10 protein-coding genes and 2 pseudogenes are annotated in these 18,085 nt (G+C 73.5%); 1 reads left to right on the top strand and 11 read right to left on the bottom strand.

The window, feature by feature from the left end; translation table 11 throughout:
- Positions 1-2: 2 nt before the first annotated feature.
- Positions 3-2,261 (bottom strand): annotated as a pseudogene (locus JGS22_RS23090) (DUF5682 family protein); the annotation flags it as partial.
- Between JGS22_RS23090 and JGS22_RS23085 the strand changes: the two are divergent.
- Positions 2,259-2,624 (top strand): annotated as a pseudogene (locus JGS22_RS23085) (ATP-binding cassette domain-containing protein); the annotation flags it as partial. The pseudogenes JGS22_RS23090 and JGS22_RS23085 sit on opposite strands and share 3 nt — an antisense overlap.
- 164 nt (positions 2,625-2,788) lie before the next feature.
- Here the strand turns inward: JGS22_RS23085 and JGS22_RS26565 are convergent.
- The 10 genes from JGS22_RS26565 to JGS22_RS23035 all read right to left on the bottom strand — a co-directional run bounded on the left by JGS22_RS26565 (position 2,789) and on the right by JGS22_RS23035 (position 17,324).
- Positions 2,789-3,622 carry a DUF5682 family protein gene (locus tag JGS22_RS26565; protein ID WP_236074312.1) on the bottom strand — a complete coding sequence of 278 codons (834 nt, stop codon included), beginning with the start codon at positions 3,620-3,622 and terminating at the stop codon, positions 2,789-2,791.
- 4 nt (positions 3,623-3,626) lie between these two features.
- Positions 3,627-4,847 carry an ATP-binding protein gene (locus JGS22_RS23075; RefSeq protein WP_216815128.1) on the bottom strand — a complete coding sequence of 407 codons (1,221 nt, stop codon included), beginning with the start codon at positions 4,845-4,847 and terminating at the stop codon, positions 3,627-3,629.
- Entirely contained in the window at positions 4,844-10,063 is a 5,220-nt protein-coding gene (locus tag JGS22_RS23070) for a hypothetical protein (protein WP_216815127.1), read from the bottom strand. The genes JGS22_RS23075 and JGS22_RS23070 overlap by 4 nt, the downstream gene beginning before the upstream one ends.
- Positions 10,060-10,920, bottom strand: coding sequence for a DUF4132 domain-containing protein (locus tag JGS22_RS23065; RefSeq protein WP_211040792.1), 861 nt, complete (start codon positions 10,918-10,920; stop codon positions 10,060-10,062). The genes JGS22_RS23070 and JGS22_RS23065 overlap by 4 nt, the downstream gene beginning before the upstream one ends.
- A gap of 707 nt (positions 10,921-11,627) precedes the next feature.
- Positions 11,628-12,053, bottom strand: a complete 426-nt coding sequence (locus tag JGS22_RS23060) for a lasso peptide biosynthesis B2 protein (protein WP_211040791.1) — start codon at positions 12,051-12,053, stop codon at positions 11,628-11,630.
- Between the two features lie 54 nt (positions 12,054-12,107).
- On the bottom strand, positions 12,108-13,955 hold the full coding sequence (locus tag JGS22_RS23055; RefSeq protein WP_211040790.1) for an asparagine synthase-related protein: 1,848 nt from the start codon (positions 13,953-13,955) through the stop codon (positions 12,108-12,110).
- Positions 13,956-14,117: 162 nt separating this feature from the next.
- Positions 14,118-14,237 carry a keywimysin-related RiPP gene (locus tag JGS22_RS23050; protein WP_211040789.1) on the bottom strand — a complete coding sequence of 40 codons (120 nt, stop codon included), beginning with the start codon at positions 14,235-14,237 and terminating at the stop codon, positions 14,118-14,120.
- 242 nt (positions 14,238-14,479) lie between these two features.
- On the bottom strand, positions 14,480-16,234 hold the full coding sequence (locus tag JGS22_RS23045) for an ABC transporter ATP-binding protein (RefSeq protein WP_211040788.1): 1,755 nt from the start codon (positions 16,232-16,234) through the stop codon (positions 14,480-14,482).
- A 1-nt stretch (position 16,235) separates the two neighbouring features.
- The gene (locus JGS22_RS23040; protein ID WP_211040787.1) at positions 16,236-16,499 is read right to left on the bottom strand and encodes a lasso peptide biosynthesis PqqD family chaperone; all 264 of its coding nucleotides are present in this window, start codon (positions 16,497-16,499) and stop codon (positions 16,236-16,238) included.
- Positions 16,500-16,574: 75 nt separating this feature from the next.
- Positions 16,575-17,324, bottom strand: coding sequence for an AfsR/SARP family transcriptional regulator (locus JGS22_RS23035; RefSeq protein WP_211040786.1), 750 nt, complete (start codon positions 17,322-17,324; stop codon positions 16,575-16,577).
- Positions 17,325-18,085: the final 761 nt, after the last annotated feature.

The following is an 18,085-nucleotide window of genomic DNA, read 5'->3' as shown; positions in this document are numbered from 1 at the left end:
TCGCCGCCGCGCAGCGCGGGGAGTCGGGCCAGGAACGCGGCGTCGGCCAGCGCGACGACCCGGTGCAGCAGCGCGTCCAGGGCCGTGGAGCCGACGGTCAGAAGCGGGCCCGCGACCCGCAGGGCTTCGTACGGCTCTTCCTCGGGCCCCAGCAGAGCGTGGTCACCGAGGCGTTGGAACGCCTGGCAGACGCCGGGCTGGGCTGGGCGGACGAGGACGCGCACAGCTGAACGCGGCCGTGCGTGCGGGCGGGCGAGCGGGCCCGTGCGCACGCACGGGGTGGGCCCGGCGGCTTCCCCGTACGGGCCTCGCGCCGCCGTACGGGCGTCCCCGCCCCGGCCCGTACGGCGGGCCAGCTCGGCCGGATCGTCGGCGGCGGCGAGGTCGATCCGGGTGCCCAGGCGCTCTTCGACGGTTTCCAGCAGCCGGTCGCGGGCGGCCGGGCTCAGGGTGTCGAAGCCGCCGCGCAGCGCGGGGAGTCGGGCCAGGAACGCGGCGTCGGCCAGCGCGACGACCCGGTGCAGCAGCGCGTCCAGGGCCGTGGAGCCGACGGTCAGAAGCGGGCCCGCCACGGTCAGAACACCGGCGAGTCGGGCGGTGAGCGCGGCTCTGGAGGCGCTGTCCACTGCCGAGTCCACCCAGGAGGCGACGCGTGTTCCGAAGGCGTCTGCGTGCTCCTGTCCCGTGAGCACCCGGACGGCTCCGGCGGCGGCTGCGATCAGCGGGGCACCGTCGGCGGCCAGCCGGGCGAGCGCGTCGGCCAGCCGGATGCCGCCCAACCGGTCGGCACGGTGGGCGAGTTCGAGGAGCGCCCGGGCATCCTCCGCCTTCTCCGAGCCGGTGAGCCCGTCGACCTGGCGCACCGCCGCCGCGGTCAGAAGTTCTCTGGCATTGCCGACGCGGGGCACCTCCGGGCCGGGCAGGTGCCCCGCTGCGATGCGGTCCAGGAGGTCCAGCCCGCCGAGGAGTTCGGGCAGGGTCCCGCTCGCGGGGAGCACCGCGGCCAGCTCCGTCAGACGGGTCTCGGCGAGGGCCGGGAGCCCGCACTGCGCCGCGTCCGTGAGACCGCGCACGACCTGCGCGGCGGTCGGACCGCCCTCCGCCAGCTCGGCGGAGTGCCGCCCCCGCAGCACGCCCTCGGCAGCCTGCGCGGACGTGACACCGCGTACTCCGGCGGCCGTGAGCATCGCGGCAGTGGCCGGGGTCCAGCGCACCTGCCAGCGGGTGGTGAGCCCCTCCGAACCCGCCGCGCCGGTCACCGCCTGCTCCTGCCCGTACGGGATGCCGCATGCGGTCAGCCGGCGGAGCAGCAGTTCGCGGCGCCCGTCGAGGGCGGAACGGGCCGGGTCGAGCCGCAGGTCCCGCGGTGTCCTCTCGTGCGCGTCCGACGGGCCGGGGAGGGACAACGCCTCGGTCTCGGCCTCCACCGCGGGGCCGAGACCACTGCGCGGGGCGCCCGGAGCGGGGCGCCCGGAGCGGGTGCCGACGAGTACGCGTTCCAGCGCGTGGGCGACGGCACGGCCGGTACCGTACGTCTCGCCCCGGCCGAGCACCGTCTGTACGGCTTCCAGGAGCTCGCCCCGGCCGGGGGCGGGCAGGTTGCGCAGCCGGGCCAGGTCCCCGGCGACGCGCACGATCTCCCGGCCGTCCGCCGGACCGCAGGGGTGGCCCTCCTCCCGCAACGCGGCGCAGAGGCGGACCGCGGTCCTGATCAGCGCCTCGTACAGGTCGTCGGGGTCCCCGGCGGCGTCGAGCACGATGTGCTGCCACTCCGGGTCGCGGATACCGGCCGGATAGCCGGAGCGGGAGTCGAGCAGGGGGTAGGTGTACGGGATCAGCGAGACGGTGCTGCCCTCCGCCGTGGCGTCCGGGTCCGCTGCCGGGTCCGCCGCTCGACCCACCCCTCGGCCCGCGTTCGGGTCCGACGCGGGGTTGGGGGCCGAGTCCGGCGCGGGGTGCGGCGCGGGTCCGGGCACGGTGGGCACGTTCGGGGAACGGGGTGCGACGGCGTGCGGTGCGCCTGCCGCGGGGGCCGTGGTCGCCCCGGCGACGGACGGCAGCAGCGCGGGCGTGTGGAAAGCGCCCACCACGACGGCGGGACGCCGCCCGTTCGCCAGGGCTTCGGCTATGTGCCCGCGCATGCACGCCTCGCGCGCCGGGTCGGTACGGTCCACGCTGCGCCGCGCCTCCGCCTCGTACCGCAGCGCCCAACCGACGAGCAGCGCGGCACGCCGCACCGCTTCCGGTGAGGAACCGGGCGCGGGGTGCGCGAGCGCGCGGCGGGGCTGCTGGAGGCGGTGGACCTCACCGCGCAGGCGGACCGCAGACCGCACCAGTTGTCCGGCGGGCAGCGCCAACGGGTCAACATCGCCAGGGCGTTGATGAACGCGCCGGACGTGCTGCTGGTCGACGAGCCGACCAGCGCGCTGGACCACGAACGCGGCGCGGCGGTCGTCGGGCTGCTGACCCGGCTCACCCGTGAACGCGGTACGGCGACGGTGCTCGTCACCCACGACCGGTCCCAACTCGCCGACGCCGACGAGGTGGTGGAGGTGCGCGACGGCAGCCTCTCGACGACACGGGCGGCCGGGGCGGCGTCCGGGGCCGGGACGGCGGCGCGGTAGCCACCGCCCCGGACGGGACGCGGGTCGCTCAGCCCTGCGGGCGGGCGGCGGCACCGGCACGGGCGACGGCGCGGGAACGGGCGACGGCACCGGCGCCGACGCCCGTGCCGGTGCCGCCGCCCGCCCGCAGGGCTGAGCGACCCGCGTCCCGTCCGGGGCGGTGGCTACCGCGCCGCCGCATCCCCCGGCCCGGGCACTGCCAATCCGGACGCCGCGGTGGCGCGGTCGGTAGCCGGCGCGCCGGGCACGGCCGAGGCGCCCGCTCCAAACGCTGAAGTCACCTCTGCGCAGGGGGAGTCCGCCGCCGCTACGGCGGCGGACTCCCCCTGCGCAGAGGTGACTTCAGCGTTTGGAGCGGGCGCCTCGGCCGTGCCCGGCGCGGTGGCGCGGTCGGTAGCCGGCGCGGAGTGGGAGTTCGCGCGGTCGGCGAGGGGCAGGTCGCAGGCGACCGCCGGGACGCCGTTGCGTGCCGCCCAGCGCAGAGCAGCCAGCTCGGGCGAGAAATCCGCGAACGGGTAGAAGGCGGGCACCTGTTGAGCGTCCGGGACCCCGCCGTCCACGCCGCCGGGCAGCACGGCGGCCAGGGCCACCGGTGCGCGGGTGTCCTCGTGGGCCAGCCAGCCCAGCCACGGCTGGAACTCGGCGGGCAGTTCGACCAGGAGCACATCGGGCGCCGCCGCGTCCAGCAGGGCCGGTACGGCCGCCGCGAGGGAGGGCGCATGGTGGCGCACTCCGATGAGGAACGGCTGCCCGGTCCCGTCCGCCGCGAGCGCCGCCACCGCGGCGTCCGGATCGGCAGGGCCCGGGCCGGGGGATGCGGCGGCGGGGTACGAGCCCCGGGACGGGGCGGCGTTCCGCGCGTCGGAAGCCCCGGAAGCACGGGAAGCCCCGGAAGCGCGGGTAGCCCCGGAAGCACGGGTAGCCTCTGCGGTCTCGGAGGCGGCAGGCGCTGCCGCCCCGGCGCCCATCTGCGGCTCGGGGGTGGTCGGTTGGTCCATCGGCTCAGTTCTCCAGCACCGCGCGCAGGTCCCACAGGGCGCGCCAGGTCGACGAGCCCTGCTCCGCGCGTCTGCGCACCGCTCCGTCCCAGTACCCGAGCAGCCGCGCCGCATCGGCCGGGTCGTCCTTGCGCACGACGCCGAGCAGATGGCCGGGCAGCAGGGAGAGCACGTCCCGGTCGCCGGGGAAGTACGCGGCGGCCAGGCCGAGGGAGCCCGCGACGGAGACCGCCTCCGCCGTACTCATCACCGTGGAGGGCCGTTCGACCTCCCAGCCCTCGGCGGAACGCCCCTCGCGCAGGTCCCGGAAGGCGGTGACCAGCGCCTCCAGCACGGCGTCGTCGACCTCGTAGGCCGCGCCCGCGCGCTCCACCGCGGCCCGGGACTGGCGGCGTACGAGTGCGGCCTCCGCGTCCACGTCCCCGATGGGGCCTACCGTCTCGAAGTTGAAGCGCCGCTTCAGCGCGGCGGACATCTCCGAGACGCCCTTGTCCCGCAGGTTGGCAGTGGCGATGAGGGTGAAACCGGGTGCCGCGTGTGCCAACGCGCTCTCGCTGCCCGCCAGTTCGGGGACAGCGATACGGCGTTCGGACAGCAGCGAGACCAGGGCGTCCTGCACCTCGGGCAGGCAGCGGGTCACCTCCTCGACGCGGGCGACCGCCCCTCGGGTCATGGCCGTGAGCACCGGCGAGGGAACCAGCGCCTCCTCGGTGGGGCCCTGGGCGAGCAGGAGCGCGTAGTTCCAGCCGTACTTGAGCTGGTCCTCGGTGGTGCCCGCGGTGCCCTGCACGGTGAGCGCGCTGGTGCCGCAGACCGCCGCCGACAGCAGCTCGGAGAGCATCGACTTGGCGGTGCCGGGCTCGCCCACGAGGAGGAGCCCGCGCTCGCCGGCGAGGGTGACCACACAGCGTTCGACCAGGGCGCGTTCACCGACGAACTTCTGCTCGATCACCAGGCGGCTCGGCAGCCCGGCATCCGGCACGGCGCCCTTGGGCAGGCTCAGCGCCTCCCCCGCACTGCCCGTCACGAACACGACGACGGCACGCGGGGTGAGTCGCCAGCCGGGTGGACGGGGGCCGGTGTCGTGCGCGGCGAGGAAGGCCAGCTCGGTGGCGTACCGGTCCTCGGGCGGGGTGACCTGCCGGTGCCGGTCGCCGGACGTCGCCGCCCGTTCCCGGGCAGCGGCGCCCTGGCCGGTGGTGGGGTCGGGGCTGGTGGTCGTCATCGGCGGCGGCCCTTCCGGGGTGCGCGGGTGTCCAGTTCTTCGAAGGCGGGGGCGTCACCGTCGCGGACCCGTGCCCAGGCCGCCGCGAACAGCGCGGCCACGGGCAGGTCGGGCACGGTGCGGATGTCGCCGACCACCGGGTAGAGGCCTTCCTTCCAGGTCTCCAGCGGCAGCGCGGGCGACCGGCGCTCCCGCCAGCCGCAGGGCAGGAAGAGGGAGCGCCCCGCCCGGGCCCGCTTGGCCTCGGTGACCAGGCTGCCGGCGGCGAGCTCGGCGCGGGCCTTCTTGATCCGCGCGGGCTTCCACTGGGTCCAGCGGACGCAGTTGCGGTCCGTGGGGTCGGGCAGGGCGAGCAGCATCAGGTACAGAGTGGCGGCGTCCGCGCTCAGGCCGAGCTCCCCGGCGGCCTCCGCCACCAGCTCGGGCACGGTGCGGGACGGGTCCTGCGCCGGGTGGTGCACAACCGGCCCGGAGCCCGGGTCACCGGTGCCGCCGGCGGGCAGACCGGCCGCGACCAGGGCGTCGCTCTCCCCGTCGAGCAGGGCGCGCAGCGCGCGCAGGTCGAGGCCGGCATGGGAGTCGATCATGCCCTCGACGAGGCCGAGGACCGGGTCCTCGGAGCCCGTCAGACCGGCCGGACGGACGAGCAGCCGCTCGTAGCCCCTGCGGCGGTCGGGCGTCAGCAACAGCGCCTCGCCGGCTCGTACCAGCCCGACGGCGTCGGCACCCTCGGACTCGGGGAGCCCGAAGGCGGCACGGATGGGGGCACCGATCGGCCCGCCCTCCTCCGTCCAGGCCAGGCCGAGGTCGAGCAGCAGCTCGGGGTCGGCGAGGCGGGCGCGCAGGGCCGCGAGCCCGGTGGGCAGATGGGACCGCAGCGGATGCCGGTACGGCAGGTCGTAGGCGAGGACGCGCAGCCCGGCCAGGGCGCCGTCGATCGCGCCGCGGGCACCGGCCCGCAGCAGACCGGTCCGCCCCCTCCCGTCGGAGGCGGCGGTCCCGTGGGCGAGCCAGCCGCGGGAGCCCGCGTTGAGCACCAGGTCGATCGCGTCGAGCGTGGCCCCCGACAGATCGAGGTCCAGCTCTTCGGGGACGCGGACGAGGGAGCCCAGGCGCCGGCGCCAGACCTCGGTGGCGGCCGGGACGTCCGGTCCGGTGGACCAGAGGGCGGCCGGGTCCGCCGGCAGCAGCGCGCGGACCAGCGCGTGCCTGTCGTCGCGCGGCAGGGCCTGCAGCCTGGCCTGGGCCGCCTCGAAGGCGCGGGTCTTGGCGCCGAGCAGGGCGAGCGCCTCGGCCTCCGGCTCCTCGGTGGCGGCCGACAGCAGGGCGACGGCCTGGAGCGGCCCGATGCCGGTGGCCGTGTGGAACGCCTCGGCCGCCTCCGGGCGCCAGGGCGCGGGACCCTCCCTCCGCACCAGCGCGGTGAGTCGGGTGAGCCGGTCGGCGGCGATGCCGTGCCGGTGCACACGTTCCCTCTCCAGGGTGAAGCCCGGCACGGCCCCGAAGGCTCCGGTCGGGTCGTGGTCCAGGGCAAGCCAGCGAGCCGCCTCGTCGCCGTATCGGTGGCAGTCGTCGAGGAGCACCACGGTGCGGGGGCCCTTGCGCAGCACCTGGCCGAGCCGGGGAACCGGCTGGTGGTCGCGCTGCCCGGGCGTGCCTGCGTACGGCTCGACGAGATGCACCCGCCGCAGAGTGCCGGCCGGATCGGCGAGCGGACCCGCGGCGAGGGCGTCGAGCAGGACGAGGAGCCCCTCGCGCTGCTCGACGGTGACGGCCGGCGACGCGGCCCGGTAGGCGAGCTCGGGGAGCTTGTCGAGGAGGGAGGTCCAGCGCGCGCTGTCCCCGGGCACCGTGTACTCGTCCCGCTGCCAGCCGTCGACCGGGGTGAACGGCGCCTTCGGCGGCACCGGCGGGCCGAACGCGGGCGCACCGCCGAGCACATGGTTGACGGCGAGGATCGCCCGGATTGCGGTCCACTCCCGGCCGCCCCGCCACCAGGAGCCGCGGATGCGCTCGGAGCCCCAGGCGGTGGCCTGCCGCAGGGTCCGGTCGTCACCGTGCTCGGGCGCGCAATCGAAGAACATGCCCTCGGTGCGCGCGGTCCTCGTGGGCCGCTCCGACTGCGCGGGCTCGGGCGGACTCAGGAACCGGGCGACCGCGACGGCGTGCCGCACCGCGACGTCGACCGTGGCGCTGACTCCGGCGCGCAGCCGCGCATCGGTCACCTCGGGCAGGACCAGCGCGACGGCCTCCTCGCTCATCTCCCGCGAGGAGGGCCCGGTGTACTTCTCGACGCTTCGGAACGCCTCCAGATGCTTGGCGATGGCGGCGGCGACCTCGTCGAGCAGCTGCTCCGCCCGGTCCTGGGTCAGAGTCCGCAGCGCGGCGGAGCCCGCCTCGTCCCGCGGACGCAGGGCGTGCCAGTAGACGACGGGCGGCACATACGGGGTGCCCGCCGCGATGCGGCCGGCACCGGAGTTGTCGGGGGTGACGGACCACAGGCTGCCGCCGGTGCCGTCGGTGTCCGCCGGGTGTGCCTCCACGGCTCCGTGTCGCCGGACCAGGACGGGACGGGATCCGCCGGGCAGGGCGAGAGCTCCGAGCGGCACCGCAGAGCCGTCGGCGCCCAGCGGGCCCGGCAGGGTCACGGTCGTGCCGTCGGGGCTGCCCGCGACGGCACGGTGGCCGTCCGCGGGCGCGGTACCGCCGGGATCGGCGGCCGTACGGCGGACCCAGCGGCCGAGGACGGCGCCGTCCGTGCCGAACGGGGTGGCCTCCAGGCCGGGTTGGAGCGGCAGAACCTGGCAGTGCTCGGCGAGCAGCCGGGTGCCGTCCCGTACGCCGGAGCGCAGGAAGGGCGGCAGCGAGGCGCGGCCGTGGGCGCCGGTGGCCGGGTCGTACTCCAGCCACGCGTGCTGCGTGCCCTGGTGCCCCGCACGCCAGTGGCCGGTGCCGTCGGAGAGGACGGCGCGGCGCGGCGGGAGGTCGGTGTCGCCCGCGTGCAGCGCCTTGCCGCCGGTGGCGCGGCCACCTCCGGGCAGCGGCAGGCAGACGTTCTCGGATACGCCGCCACCGCCCCAGCCCGCGATCTGCTCACCGCCGGGAACGAACACCTCGGTGGGTCGGTTCGACCAGTAGCCGTGCTGCTTGCCGTCCTCCCACCAGACGACGAGCAACTCGCCGTCGACGTACCGGAATCCGAGCGATCGCCACTGATCGACGCCTGCGGGCAGCCGCAGGGTGTGCCGGAGCAGAACGCCCTCGGGGCCGACGACGACGGCACGCTCGCGGGTGCTCAGGATCAGGGCGGGCCAGGCGCCGGTGACCGCGACCTCGGACGCGCGGTGGTTGCGAGCCCGCGGCACGGCCGCCGCCTCCGCGGCCAGCTCCGCATACGCCTCGTCCAGCGCGGGCCAGCCCAGCTCGTCCAGGACACCGGCGCGCAGGCTGTCGGCGAGCACGGGCACCACCGAGTGTGCCTCGACGAGGCGCACCGCCTCCGGCGCGACCTTCTCGGCCACCGGCCCGAAACCGGCCAGCCTGTCGAGCGCGGACCGCAGCCCGGGGATTCCGCGGGCGGCGGTGTACTCCTCGGCGCGGGCGGTCAGCCAGTCGCGCAGCACACCGGAGAGCACCGGGTGCGCGGCCAGGGCGTCGAGGACCGATTCGGCCGCTCTGCGGTTGCGTCCGCTGCCACCGATCTCGCCGACGGAGTGGCTGAGCCGGGCACGGAACTCCGGGCTCTGAGCGACGGCGACGAGATCGCGCGCGCCGGGCGCGGTGTCGGTGAGCCAGCGGTCGAGGGCGAAGCCCGGTGGCCGCCTGTGGCCCTGGTCCTGCTTCTCCGGCTGAGCAACGGGTATCCCCTCGGCCAGGCAGTGGTCGAGGACGTCGAGATCGGCCGTGCAGTGCCAGCGGCCGTGAAAGAGCTGGACGGGCCGCCCGTCGGCGCGCAGGCGGTCCGCCATGCGGTCGAGGAGCGCGAGGGTCTGCGGGCTGCGGCCCGAGCAGGACCGGTCGCGCCGGCGGTACGCCTCCCAGCGGGCGAGCCAGTCCGCCGACGAGACGGAAGGCACCTCCTGCGCCGTGCCCGACTCGCCGGCGGCGGCCGGGAGTTCGGTGAGCAGGTCCTCGGCGCCGGCCTCGGCCAGCAGGGTGAGCCAGCCGTGCTCGCCGTCCGCGGACCGGTCGCTCTTCTCGGTGAAGGTCTCCGGGAAGAAGCCGGTGAGCCGGGCGCGCACGGCCGGGTCCTGCCGGCCGAGTGCGACGACGGCGGAGCGGTAGGCCGTCCAGAACGACGCGGGGGCGCGTACCACTCCCGGCGAGCCGATCAGGTCCGCGACCAGCTCGCGTTCGGCCGCGCCGCGGTCCAGCCCGGTGGCCTTGAGCAGGACGCGCACGTCCTGCGGCAGCGCCGCGTAGGGCGGCACACCGGCGGAGCAGCGCTCGACCAGCAACCTGCGGAACTGCGCCCAGGCTTCCGCCGGGGAGAGCCGGTCGGCGAGGTCCCGCACATACTGGCGCAGGGCCTTGACGGTCAGCGCACCGGCGAAGGCGAACTCCAGGAAGACGGCCCGCTGTCGGTCCTCGTCCACGACGAGTCCGTGCACGCGCTCCGCCTCGCGGGCCTTGCCGAAGAACGTGGCCGCGTAGGTGGTGTTCTCCGCCTGGAGGAAGAGGCGGGCGACCTGCTCGTAGTAGGTGGGCAGGAAGTGCGGCACGGCGCGGCCCAGCCGGGTGCCGAGCTCGTCGAAGCCCTCCTTGGCGGCGCCGGCACGGCTCCTGGCCTGGCGGCCGAGCCGCTCGATGTCCTTGACCAGCGCCAGGGCGTGGTGGCCGTTGGCCGGGTCGTTGACCAGGGCCCAGGCGGGGAAGCCCAGCGTCACGCGGCGGACCTGGCCCACGACGGGGGCTTCCTCGGTCCGCGACAGCCCGAGGAACTCCAGCGCCAGGTCCTCGGCCTCGCCGAGGGTGCCGGGCACCAGGCGGACGACGGGGCGGTCGCCGAGGGCGGGGTGCGTGTAGGTGCGGGCGGTCAGTGTGTCGGCGTCGTCCCGGCCGGTGGTGCCGGCGGGGAGGACGGCGTCCGCATCCAGCAGGGCTGCGACGCGGGCCCCGGTCTCACCGCCGGTACGGCCGGTGGACTGGCCGGGGATCGCGGCCGTGCCCGGGCGGGTGTCCGCGTCCGCGGGTGTGTGTGTCGTGGTGGTGCTCATGCCGCCTGCTCCTCGTCTTCCACATCACGGCCCGCGTAGAGCGCCGCCGCCATCCGCATGCCGTCCGACCACGCGACGGGGCCGATCTCGGCCGCCGTCAGCGTGCGCCCCGAGGTGTCGGTCCAGCCCAGCGGGCCCGTCTCGGTGCCGTACGAGTCGTATCCGTCGTGCTCGCCGATCCAGATGCGGGCCTCGACGGTGACGCCGTCCTCCACGACCGGGCAGACGGCGTACCCGCCGCGCGAGCGGTAGCCGAGCTGGGTGGTGCGGCTGTGCAGGAACCGCAGCTCCTTGAAGACCCCGCCCGCGTAGGTGTCCACCGAGACGGTCTCCGGTGCCGGGCCGGGCGGACGGTGCCACACCTCGCGGAACAGCTGCTCCACCCGCTGGTTCATCTCCAGCTCGACCGCGAACTCCCGCAGCTCGTCGAGGTCTTCGAGGAGCACGGGGTGCGGGACGCGCACCACGTCGGGGGTGATGCGGACGGTGTCGCCGTCCAGGTCGACGAGGCCGAGACCGCGCTCGGGGTCCACATCGCGCAGGAACCCGGCCACACCGCCGTCCGCGCCGGTGACGACCATGTCCCTCAGCGCCGCACGCCAGGCCGGGTCGGGCCAGACCCGGGCGAGCACGGTGGTCGGGACGGGCAGCGAACGCACCATCCACTGCTCGACGTCGGTCAGGCAACGGGCTTCGTGCCGCTCCAACCACTCGCCCAGCTGCCGGAGCCCGACGACCGCCGGATCATCCTTCAGCTTGGCCGGTACGGATTTCAGCCGCCGACCCTTCCCGTTGCGGCAGACCAACCTGCCGGCCTCCAGGGCGACTTCGTAGTCGCCCGCGGATACCCACCCCATGCGCTGTGCTCCCCGTGTGCCCCGCTGCGCCGCCGGACGGCGGCACGCTGATGAGACCCGCCGACGGATGCACACCGCGGCGAGTAGCAGAGACTCTAGGCCCACCGACTGACAACGCGACCAGGCACGTTCACCCTCCGGCACGCCCGTCCCGGACGCCCCACCGCCCGGTACGGCCCGGCCCTTCCGTCGGCCGCGGCGCCCCTTGCCGCCGGTGCCGACCGCGAAGCCGAGATGCGGGCGGGGCACACGTACGAACACGGCCGCAGCGCAGTCCACCGCCGGACGGCAGCCGGACGAGATCCGGACGGCCGGCTGCGCCCGGGCACGGGGCAGCGCCCGGGTGGAGACGCCCCGTCACATGCCGTTATCCGGCCCGCTCCAGCCGGGTTCGGGGTCAGCCGGGCAACGCATCACCGGGCCGCCGCACCCCGGACCGCCGCAGGCATCCTCGGCAGACATACCAACCACCAACGTGGGGCGGCGAGTTGGCGCGTCGCAACCTCGCACACGGCGCCGGTCGAGGTCGTGTGCGCAGAGGACGCGGCCCGGCGCACCGGCTGCGCCTCACGGCGGGTGACGAGAGAGACGCTGCGGCCGGTCGGGCGGCACCTCTCACCGCGCCCGGCCCGCCGCACACGGGCGACGGACCGGACTCCGCGTCTCGCGACGGGTGGCACGACCCGCCCGCCGCGGACGATCTCGGCTCATCGTGGCGGGCCGACCGAGATCAGCTTCTGGAAGTAGCCCTCCGGCACGTTCTCGCCGACCGGAACGCCTTCGGCCTCGACCCAGGCGTGCGCGGCGAACGGCGGGACGGTGCGCGGGCCGACGCACCAGGTGGCCCAGGTGCCCCGCAGGCGGCAGAACAGCGTCACCGTCAACGACCGGCGCAGGCACGCCTCCCGGCCCGCGCACCCCAGGCTGGCGGCCACCACGGCCGCACGGACCCGGGTGACCTCTTCGAGGGTGGCCGGGCGGGCGCCCCGACGCACCACGGTGAGCACCCTGTGGATCTGCTGGGGCGAGCGGCGTGCCAGCAGCCCGGCGAGGAGTGCCGTGGCACGGATGCCCCAGCGCTGCACGAAGGGGACGCGGTTCGGCCGGTACGGGATGGTCTCCGGTGTGGTCATGGTGTCGGCTCCTGGGCGATCCGCTGGTGGTGTCCGGTGGGAGGAGAGGGGACGTCAGGGTGTGGGCGCGGTCCGGGCCCTGGCGGATGTGGCGCTGCGCAGCCAGACTTCGGCGGCGATCAGCGGGTAGAGGTCGCGGCCCAGCTCGTTCGGGGAGCCGCTGGGGTGCGCGCACTCGCGCAGCAGATGGTCCTGGTCGACCAGGCCGAGCTCGGCCACCCGTGACTCGGCGAGGAAGTCGACGATCTCCGCGCGGTGGGCTTCGATGCCCTTGTCCTCGGCCGCCGAGCCCTCGCCCTTGGTGTCCCGGCGCAGCGCGGGCATCGGGACGATGCCACGCATCGCCTCGGCCATGATCGGCTTGTAGGCCCAGCGCGAGACCCGGTCCTCCGGACGGATCGACAGGGCTGCTTCGATCACGCGGTTGTCGTAGTAGGGGGCGTGCAGCGTCAGCCCGTGCCGGTCGGCCGCCCTCGCCAGCTGCCCGGTGTAGCGCGAACCCGCCTTCATGTAGGACAGGTCTTCGTGCATCCCGTGGATGGGCGAGAGCGGTTCGGCGCCCTCCGCGTGCTGCAGGACGAGCCCGCGCACCGCGTCGACGGCCTCCGGGGTGGCCCACCCGGCCATGACGGAGAAGTAACCCCAACCCAGGTCGGGTGTGCGGTCGCTGACGACCGGTTCGGTCAGGGCTCGGGCCTGTCGCCGCAGCCAGCCCGAGTACGGCGTGCGGTCCAGGAGCATCGCGGTGGTCTGCTTCCAGCTCCACCGGCCGTTCGCCCGGGAGGCCCGCAGGTTGCGCAGGGCCAGGGCGGGGCTGGTGCGGTAGTAGTGCATCAGCCAGGAGTTTCCTCCGCTGAGCACCTCGTCACCGCCGTAGCCGCCGTAGTGGTTTCGTGCCCCCTGTGCCGCGGACCAGGCCAGGAGCACGCCCTGCCTGCTGTTCCCCGCGGCGGCCAGGGGGTCGGGCTCGTCGGGGTCGGCGACGATGCCGGGCAGATTGTCGAGGTACAGCGGAAAGCTCTCCGCGCTCAACACCTCGTGGGTGACATTGCCCAGACCGGCCACGGTCCTCCGCGCGTGGACGAGGTCGTCGTCGTACGGGTCCAGGCCGGCCATCGTGCATGCGCGCACGTCCTGGCCGGCAGCGGAGAGCAGGCTGCACAGCCCGGTCGAGTCGACGCCGCCGAGTTCTGCGGCGACGAGGCCGCCCGGGACGGTGCGCACCTCGATCGCCGTCTGGAGGGCGGTGCGCAGCCCGGTCGCTCCCTGGCGCATGGGGAGTACGGGTTCCGGCGGGGACCACCACCGCACCTCCTCGGCCCGGCCGGTCGGCGGAAGGCTGAGGTAGTGCGTACCGGCGAGCTCCGCGAGCCGTGGCCACACCGGCAGGTCGCCGAGCGGGTGCGGGATCGTCGGCGCGAGCAGGTGCAATGCGAGGCGGGCCGGGTCGGGCTCGTCCCCGATCAGCTCCGCGAGAACGTTGGCCCGGTTGCCGGCGAGCCGGTCCCGGCCGGCGACGGTGTGGAAGACGCGGCGGAGTTTGGTGATGCTGCCCTGCACCCGGCAGGTACCGTCGATCGACGCCAGCAGGTGCCAGCTTCCGTCGACGGTGGCGGCGAAGGCGTCCAGGTCTCCCGGGCAGCCGGCGTTGTGCGCCACCCGCTCCAGTCGTTCTCCGGTCACACCGTGCAGGCCGAGCAGCACCACTTTCGACGAGCCGGCGGTGCCGACGGACAGTTCCTCGGGCAGCCACTGTCCGACGATCCAGGGCCGACCGCTGGGGTGGTCGATCCGGTTCGGCGCCGGATGCGTCAGCCGGGCGAGCGCGGCCGAGCCGGAGGTGTGGTCCGGAAACACGACGAACCACGGCATGCGCTTCGTCTGCTCAGCATGCGTAGACATGGCAGTTCCCATCGGTGATGGCGCACCGGGCTGCTCCGGCGGCCGGCTGAACTGATCCGGCTCCGCCCGGTGGCCGGTTGAACCCGGCCACCGGGCGGAGACTCAGGACGGCAGACCCCGGCGGCTCAGTCTTCGGTGCCGCCGGCGCCGGTCAGTCGGAGCTCACTTGCGCCAGAGGCGCCACGGGCCGACAGCGTCGTTCTTGAAGTAGCCGGCGAAACCGGTGTCCTTCTTGAAGGAACCCGCCTTGCGCAGCGTCGGACGTGCATAAACCTTGGCCATGGCCGTACCCCAATCTTTTCGAGTGTGTCCCTTTTCCGGAACGAACAATCCTGCCGTTCTTTCCGGCACCCGGGTGACCCGGACAAGTGCAAATCTATCGGAGTCGGCTTGCCGACCACTTGTTCGTCGCTTGTCGCAAGAAAGCAGAGAGCGGCAGCGAGAAACAAGCGTCTCGAAGATGCTCGTCAATCACGAAGAAACTCCCCGGCGCACGGGAGCGCCGGGGAGTTCGGGGATTCTTCTCAGTTCGATTCGACCCCCGCTATGACCCGGTAGAAACTGCTGTCCGCCAGCAGCTCCTCGTGGTCGCCGGTGGCCGATACGACTCCGTCCTGCAGAACCACGACGCGGCCCGCGGCCCTGATGGTGGTGAAGCGGTGCGCGATCACCAGCAGAGCGCACTCCTGCGCCACCGCACGCAGCACGGAGACGAAGGCCGCCTCGTTCTCGGCGTCGAGATGAGAGGTCGGTTCGTCCAGCAACAGCAGATCGGGTTCGGTGAGCAACGCGCGGGCGATCGCCACCCGTTGCCGCTCGCCGCCGGAGAGTCGGCTGCCGTGTTCGCCCACCGCCGTGTCGAGACCGTGTGGAAGCCTGGCGACGAGACCGTCGAGATTGACCATGCCTAGCACGCGGCGCACTGCCTCGCTGTCCGCGCCGGGTGCCGCGTAGAGGAGGTTGTCGCGGAGGGAACCGTGGAGTATCGGCGATTCCTGCTCGACCAGCGCTATGCGGGACCGGTAGGAGCCGAGCTCCTGCTGCGCGATGTCCTCGCCGTCGAAGAGGATCGTGCCGGAGTGCGTGTGGTAGAACCGCTCGACAAGATTGAAGATCGTCGACTTTCCGGCCCCCGAAGATCCCGTGAGCGCCACGAAACCCTGCCGGGGAACGACGAAAGAAGTGCCGCACAGTACCGCTTCCCGGTCGTATCCGAAATGCACGTTGCGGAATTCGAGAATCGGTTCGTTCGAGCCCGGGCGGGATTTCGGGCGGACTCGCGGTGCGGCGGGCTCGAGCGAGCGGCCGGTCTGCTCCTGCGGCAGCCGCTCGGTGGCCGCGATCCTCGACAGCGCACCGCTGCCCTCCTGCACCACCACCACGGCTTCGAAGACCGAGCCGATGGGCATGGCCAGGTACGTGAGGTACATCAGGAACGCCACCAGGTCGGCGAGCGAGCTCTGACCGCCGGCCACCCGGAGTCCGCCGACCAGCAGCACCACCATCAGCGACCCGTTGACCGCCAGTTCCATCGCCGGACTGGTCAGCGACCGCAGCTTGGCCATCCGGACGCTGGCGGCGTACACCTCGTGCGCCGCTTCGCCGATCCTGGCGTCCTCGCGCTGCTCCGCCCGGCTCGCCCGGACGGTGCGAATCGCGCTCAGTGCGCGCTCCAGGTCCGCGGACATCGAGCCCAGCGCGTTCTGCGTGGCGAGCGAGGCGGACCTGATGCCCGCCAGCAGGGTGCCGACGACCGCGGCAGCCAGCGCCACCATGCCGACCACGATGAGGAAGAGCAGCCAGTCCAGCCAGATCATCAGTGCCACGGTGCCGACCAGTCCGACCACGCCGGTGATCAGATCGGTGACGCCCTCGCTGATCACCCTGCGTACCGCCGTGGCGTCCGCGCTGGTCCGGGACATCAGATCGCCGACCCGGTTCTGGTGGTACGCCTCCATCCGGAGCCGCAGCAGCCTGCCGATCAGGCGCTGCCGGATGCCCAGCACCACCATCTCGCTGGTGCGGTGCAGCACGAACTGGCCCACCGCCCGCACCGCGGCCTGCCCGACGAAGAGCAGGACCAGCACAGCGACAGTCGTCCAGGCGACGTTCGTCGTGCCCGCCGAATCGATGACCTCGCGCACCACGAGTGGTTGGACGATGCCGAGCAGCGAGGCGAACAGCGTCAGGACCACCGCGAGCGCGACCCACCGCACGTTTCCCCGGACCAGCCCCAGAACGTGCCGGTAGCCCACGCGCGGATTCGCCGACTGCGGCATGTCACTTGGTTTTTTCGTCAAGGATGCCCGCCTGTCGGAGCTGGTCGAGCAGATCGGCGACATCGCGCTCCGCCTCGTCCGGGCCGATGTCGTAGTGCCGGCGAACGGCTGTCACGGCATCCGCCGCACTCCCTCCCCGGCGCAGCGTGTCCACCACGATCGCGCCGGTGTGGTTGAGGTTCCAGTAGCTCCCGCTGTTCATGTCGAGCAGCACGGAGCCGTAGTCGGTTTCCGTGATCGCCAGCCAATCGCGAAGTGCGGGCATGGCACACCTTTCAAGATGGAACGGAGGATTCGAAGCTTCGCCCGACGCTATGGGCGGGCTCTTGCCGCTCGCTTGTCACAGATGTGCTTTCTGCCGCGAGTCCTCCTCGCGCAGCACGGCCGCCTGCAATCGACGCAGCTCGACGCCGGGTTCGAGGCCGGCCTGCTCCACCAGATTGCGCCGGACCAGGTCGTAGTGGTGCAGGGCTTCGGCGGTTCTGCCCGAGCTCTGGAGCGCCTTCATCAGGGCACCGGTGAGTCGTGGTCGGTGCAGGTGTTCGTGGGCCATGGCCGTGAGCTCGGGAACGAGTTGCGCGGCTTCGCCGAGCCGCAGACGAGTCTCCACGCTGTCCTCGTAGACGAGCAGGCATTTCTCCTGCAGTGCGCAGGAGAGCGACTCGAGGTAACGCGCGGTCGCCATCGGCCGGCCGCGCCACAGCCGCAGTGCCTCGCTGTAGAGAGCCCTCGCCTCGCTGTCCCCGGCACGGCGGGCCCGCGCGACCAACTCGTCGAACCTGACGATGTCCACTCGGCCCGACTCGAGCACCAACCGGTAGCCGCCGGGCACCGTTTCGATTGCTTCCCTGTGCTCGCCCCCGGCGAAGAGGACGGAACGCAGCCGGCTTATGTGCGCTTGGATGCTTCCCTTGGCCCCCTCGGGCGAGTCGCCGCCCCAGAGCATGCGCGTGATCTTCTGCAGACTGACCGGACGGTTCGCCTCCAGGGCGAGAACGCCCAGTACCGCCCGCCGTTGATCCGGGCCCAGTGCGAGGACGGAACCGCTCCTCAAGGCCTCGATACCGCCCAGTATTCTGACTTCCAGCATCCCTGACGTCTCCCCCTTGGACATCCGGCACCTCTCGAAGCTCTTGAGCAGCGCGTCCCTTTCGGTGTTCGGATTGAAATCCTGAGAACGGCCTGTGACAGCTCGGTGGTGGCACGGCGGCAATGGCCGACAGGATTTTCCGGTCACAGTACGGGTTGAGCGGACACTGAGCTCTTCGGTGAAACTCCGGAAGAAGCTGACGACTTAACGCTGTACGGGAGCGAAGAGCGACGAAAGCCCGGAATAAGACATTCTCGCAGGCGCGTATCGGCCAGATCTCGTCACCGCGGCTTGCGCCGGAGCGGAAGCGCCGGGCCGTCGCCGAAAGACGCTGCGGTGACCCGACGGTCGAGCAACGACCTGCGACGGCCGCTGCTTTCGGCCGCCGCCCGCAGTCTGGGCCCGCCCGGACGGTGTATGCGTCAGACACCCGTGAGCAGGCTGTGAACCCGCCTCCCGCAGTCGGTGCCGCACCGCGCAACTCGTCGACGGGCAGCAGGATTCGGCCCGGCCCGACGTCCGCCCGCAAGCCCGGTTGTACGGGAAAGCGCTGCGGTCGGGCCCGTTCAATGCCCGTTCCACAGGAGTTGCGACTCCCGCTCCTCGGCGGCGCGGTTTCGGCCACGTCGGCCGTATCGGGTCCGACCCCCGCCCCGTTCGCATTCCATTGCCGTCAGGAAATGTCTCGGAGACGGCGAAGCAGAAGCGGAGTCGATTTCGCCATGGGGAGATTTTCGGCGCCGCCCCTCCAGTTCCTCACC

The sequence above is a fragment of the Streptomyces tardus genome (assembly GCF_018101125.2).
Lineage (GTDB): Bacteria > Actinomycetota > Actinomycetes > Streptomycetales > Streptomycetaceae > Streptomyces > Streptomyces tardus.
This window is presented reverse-complemented; position numbering and strand designations above follow the sequence as displayed.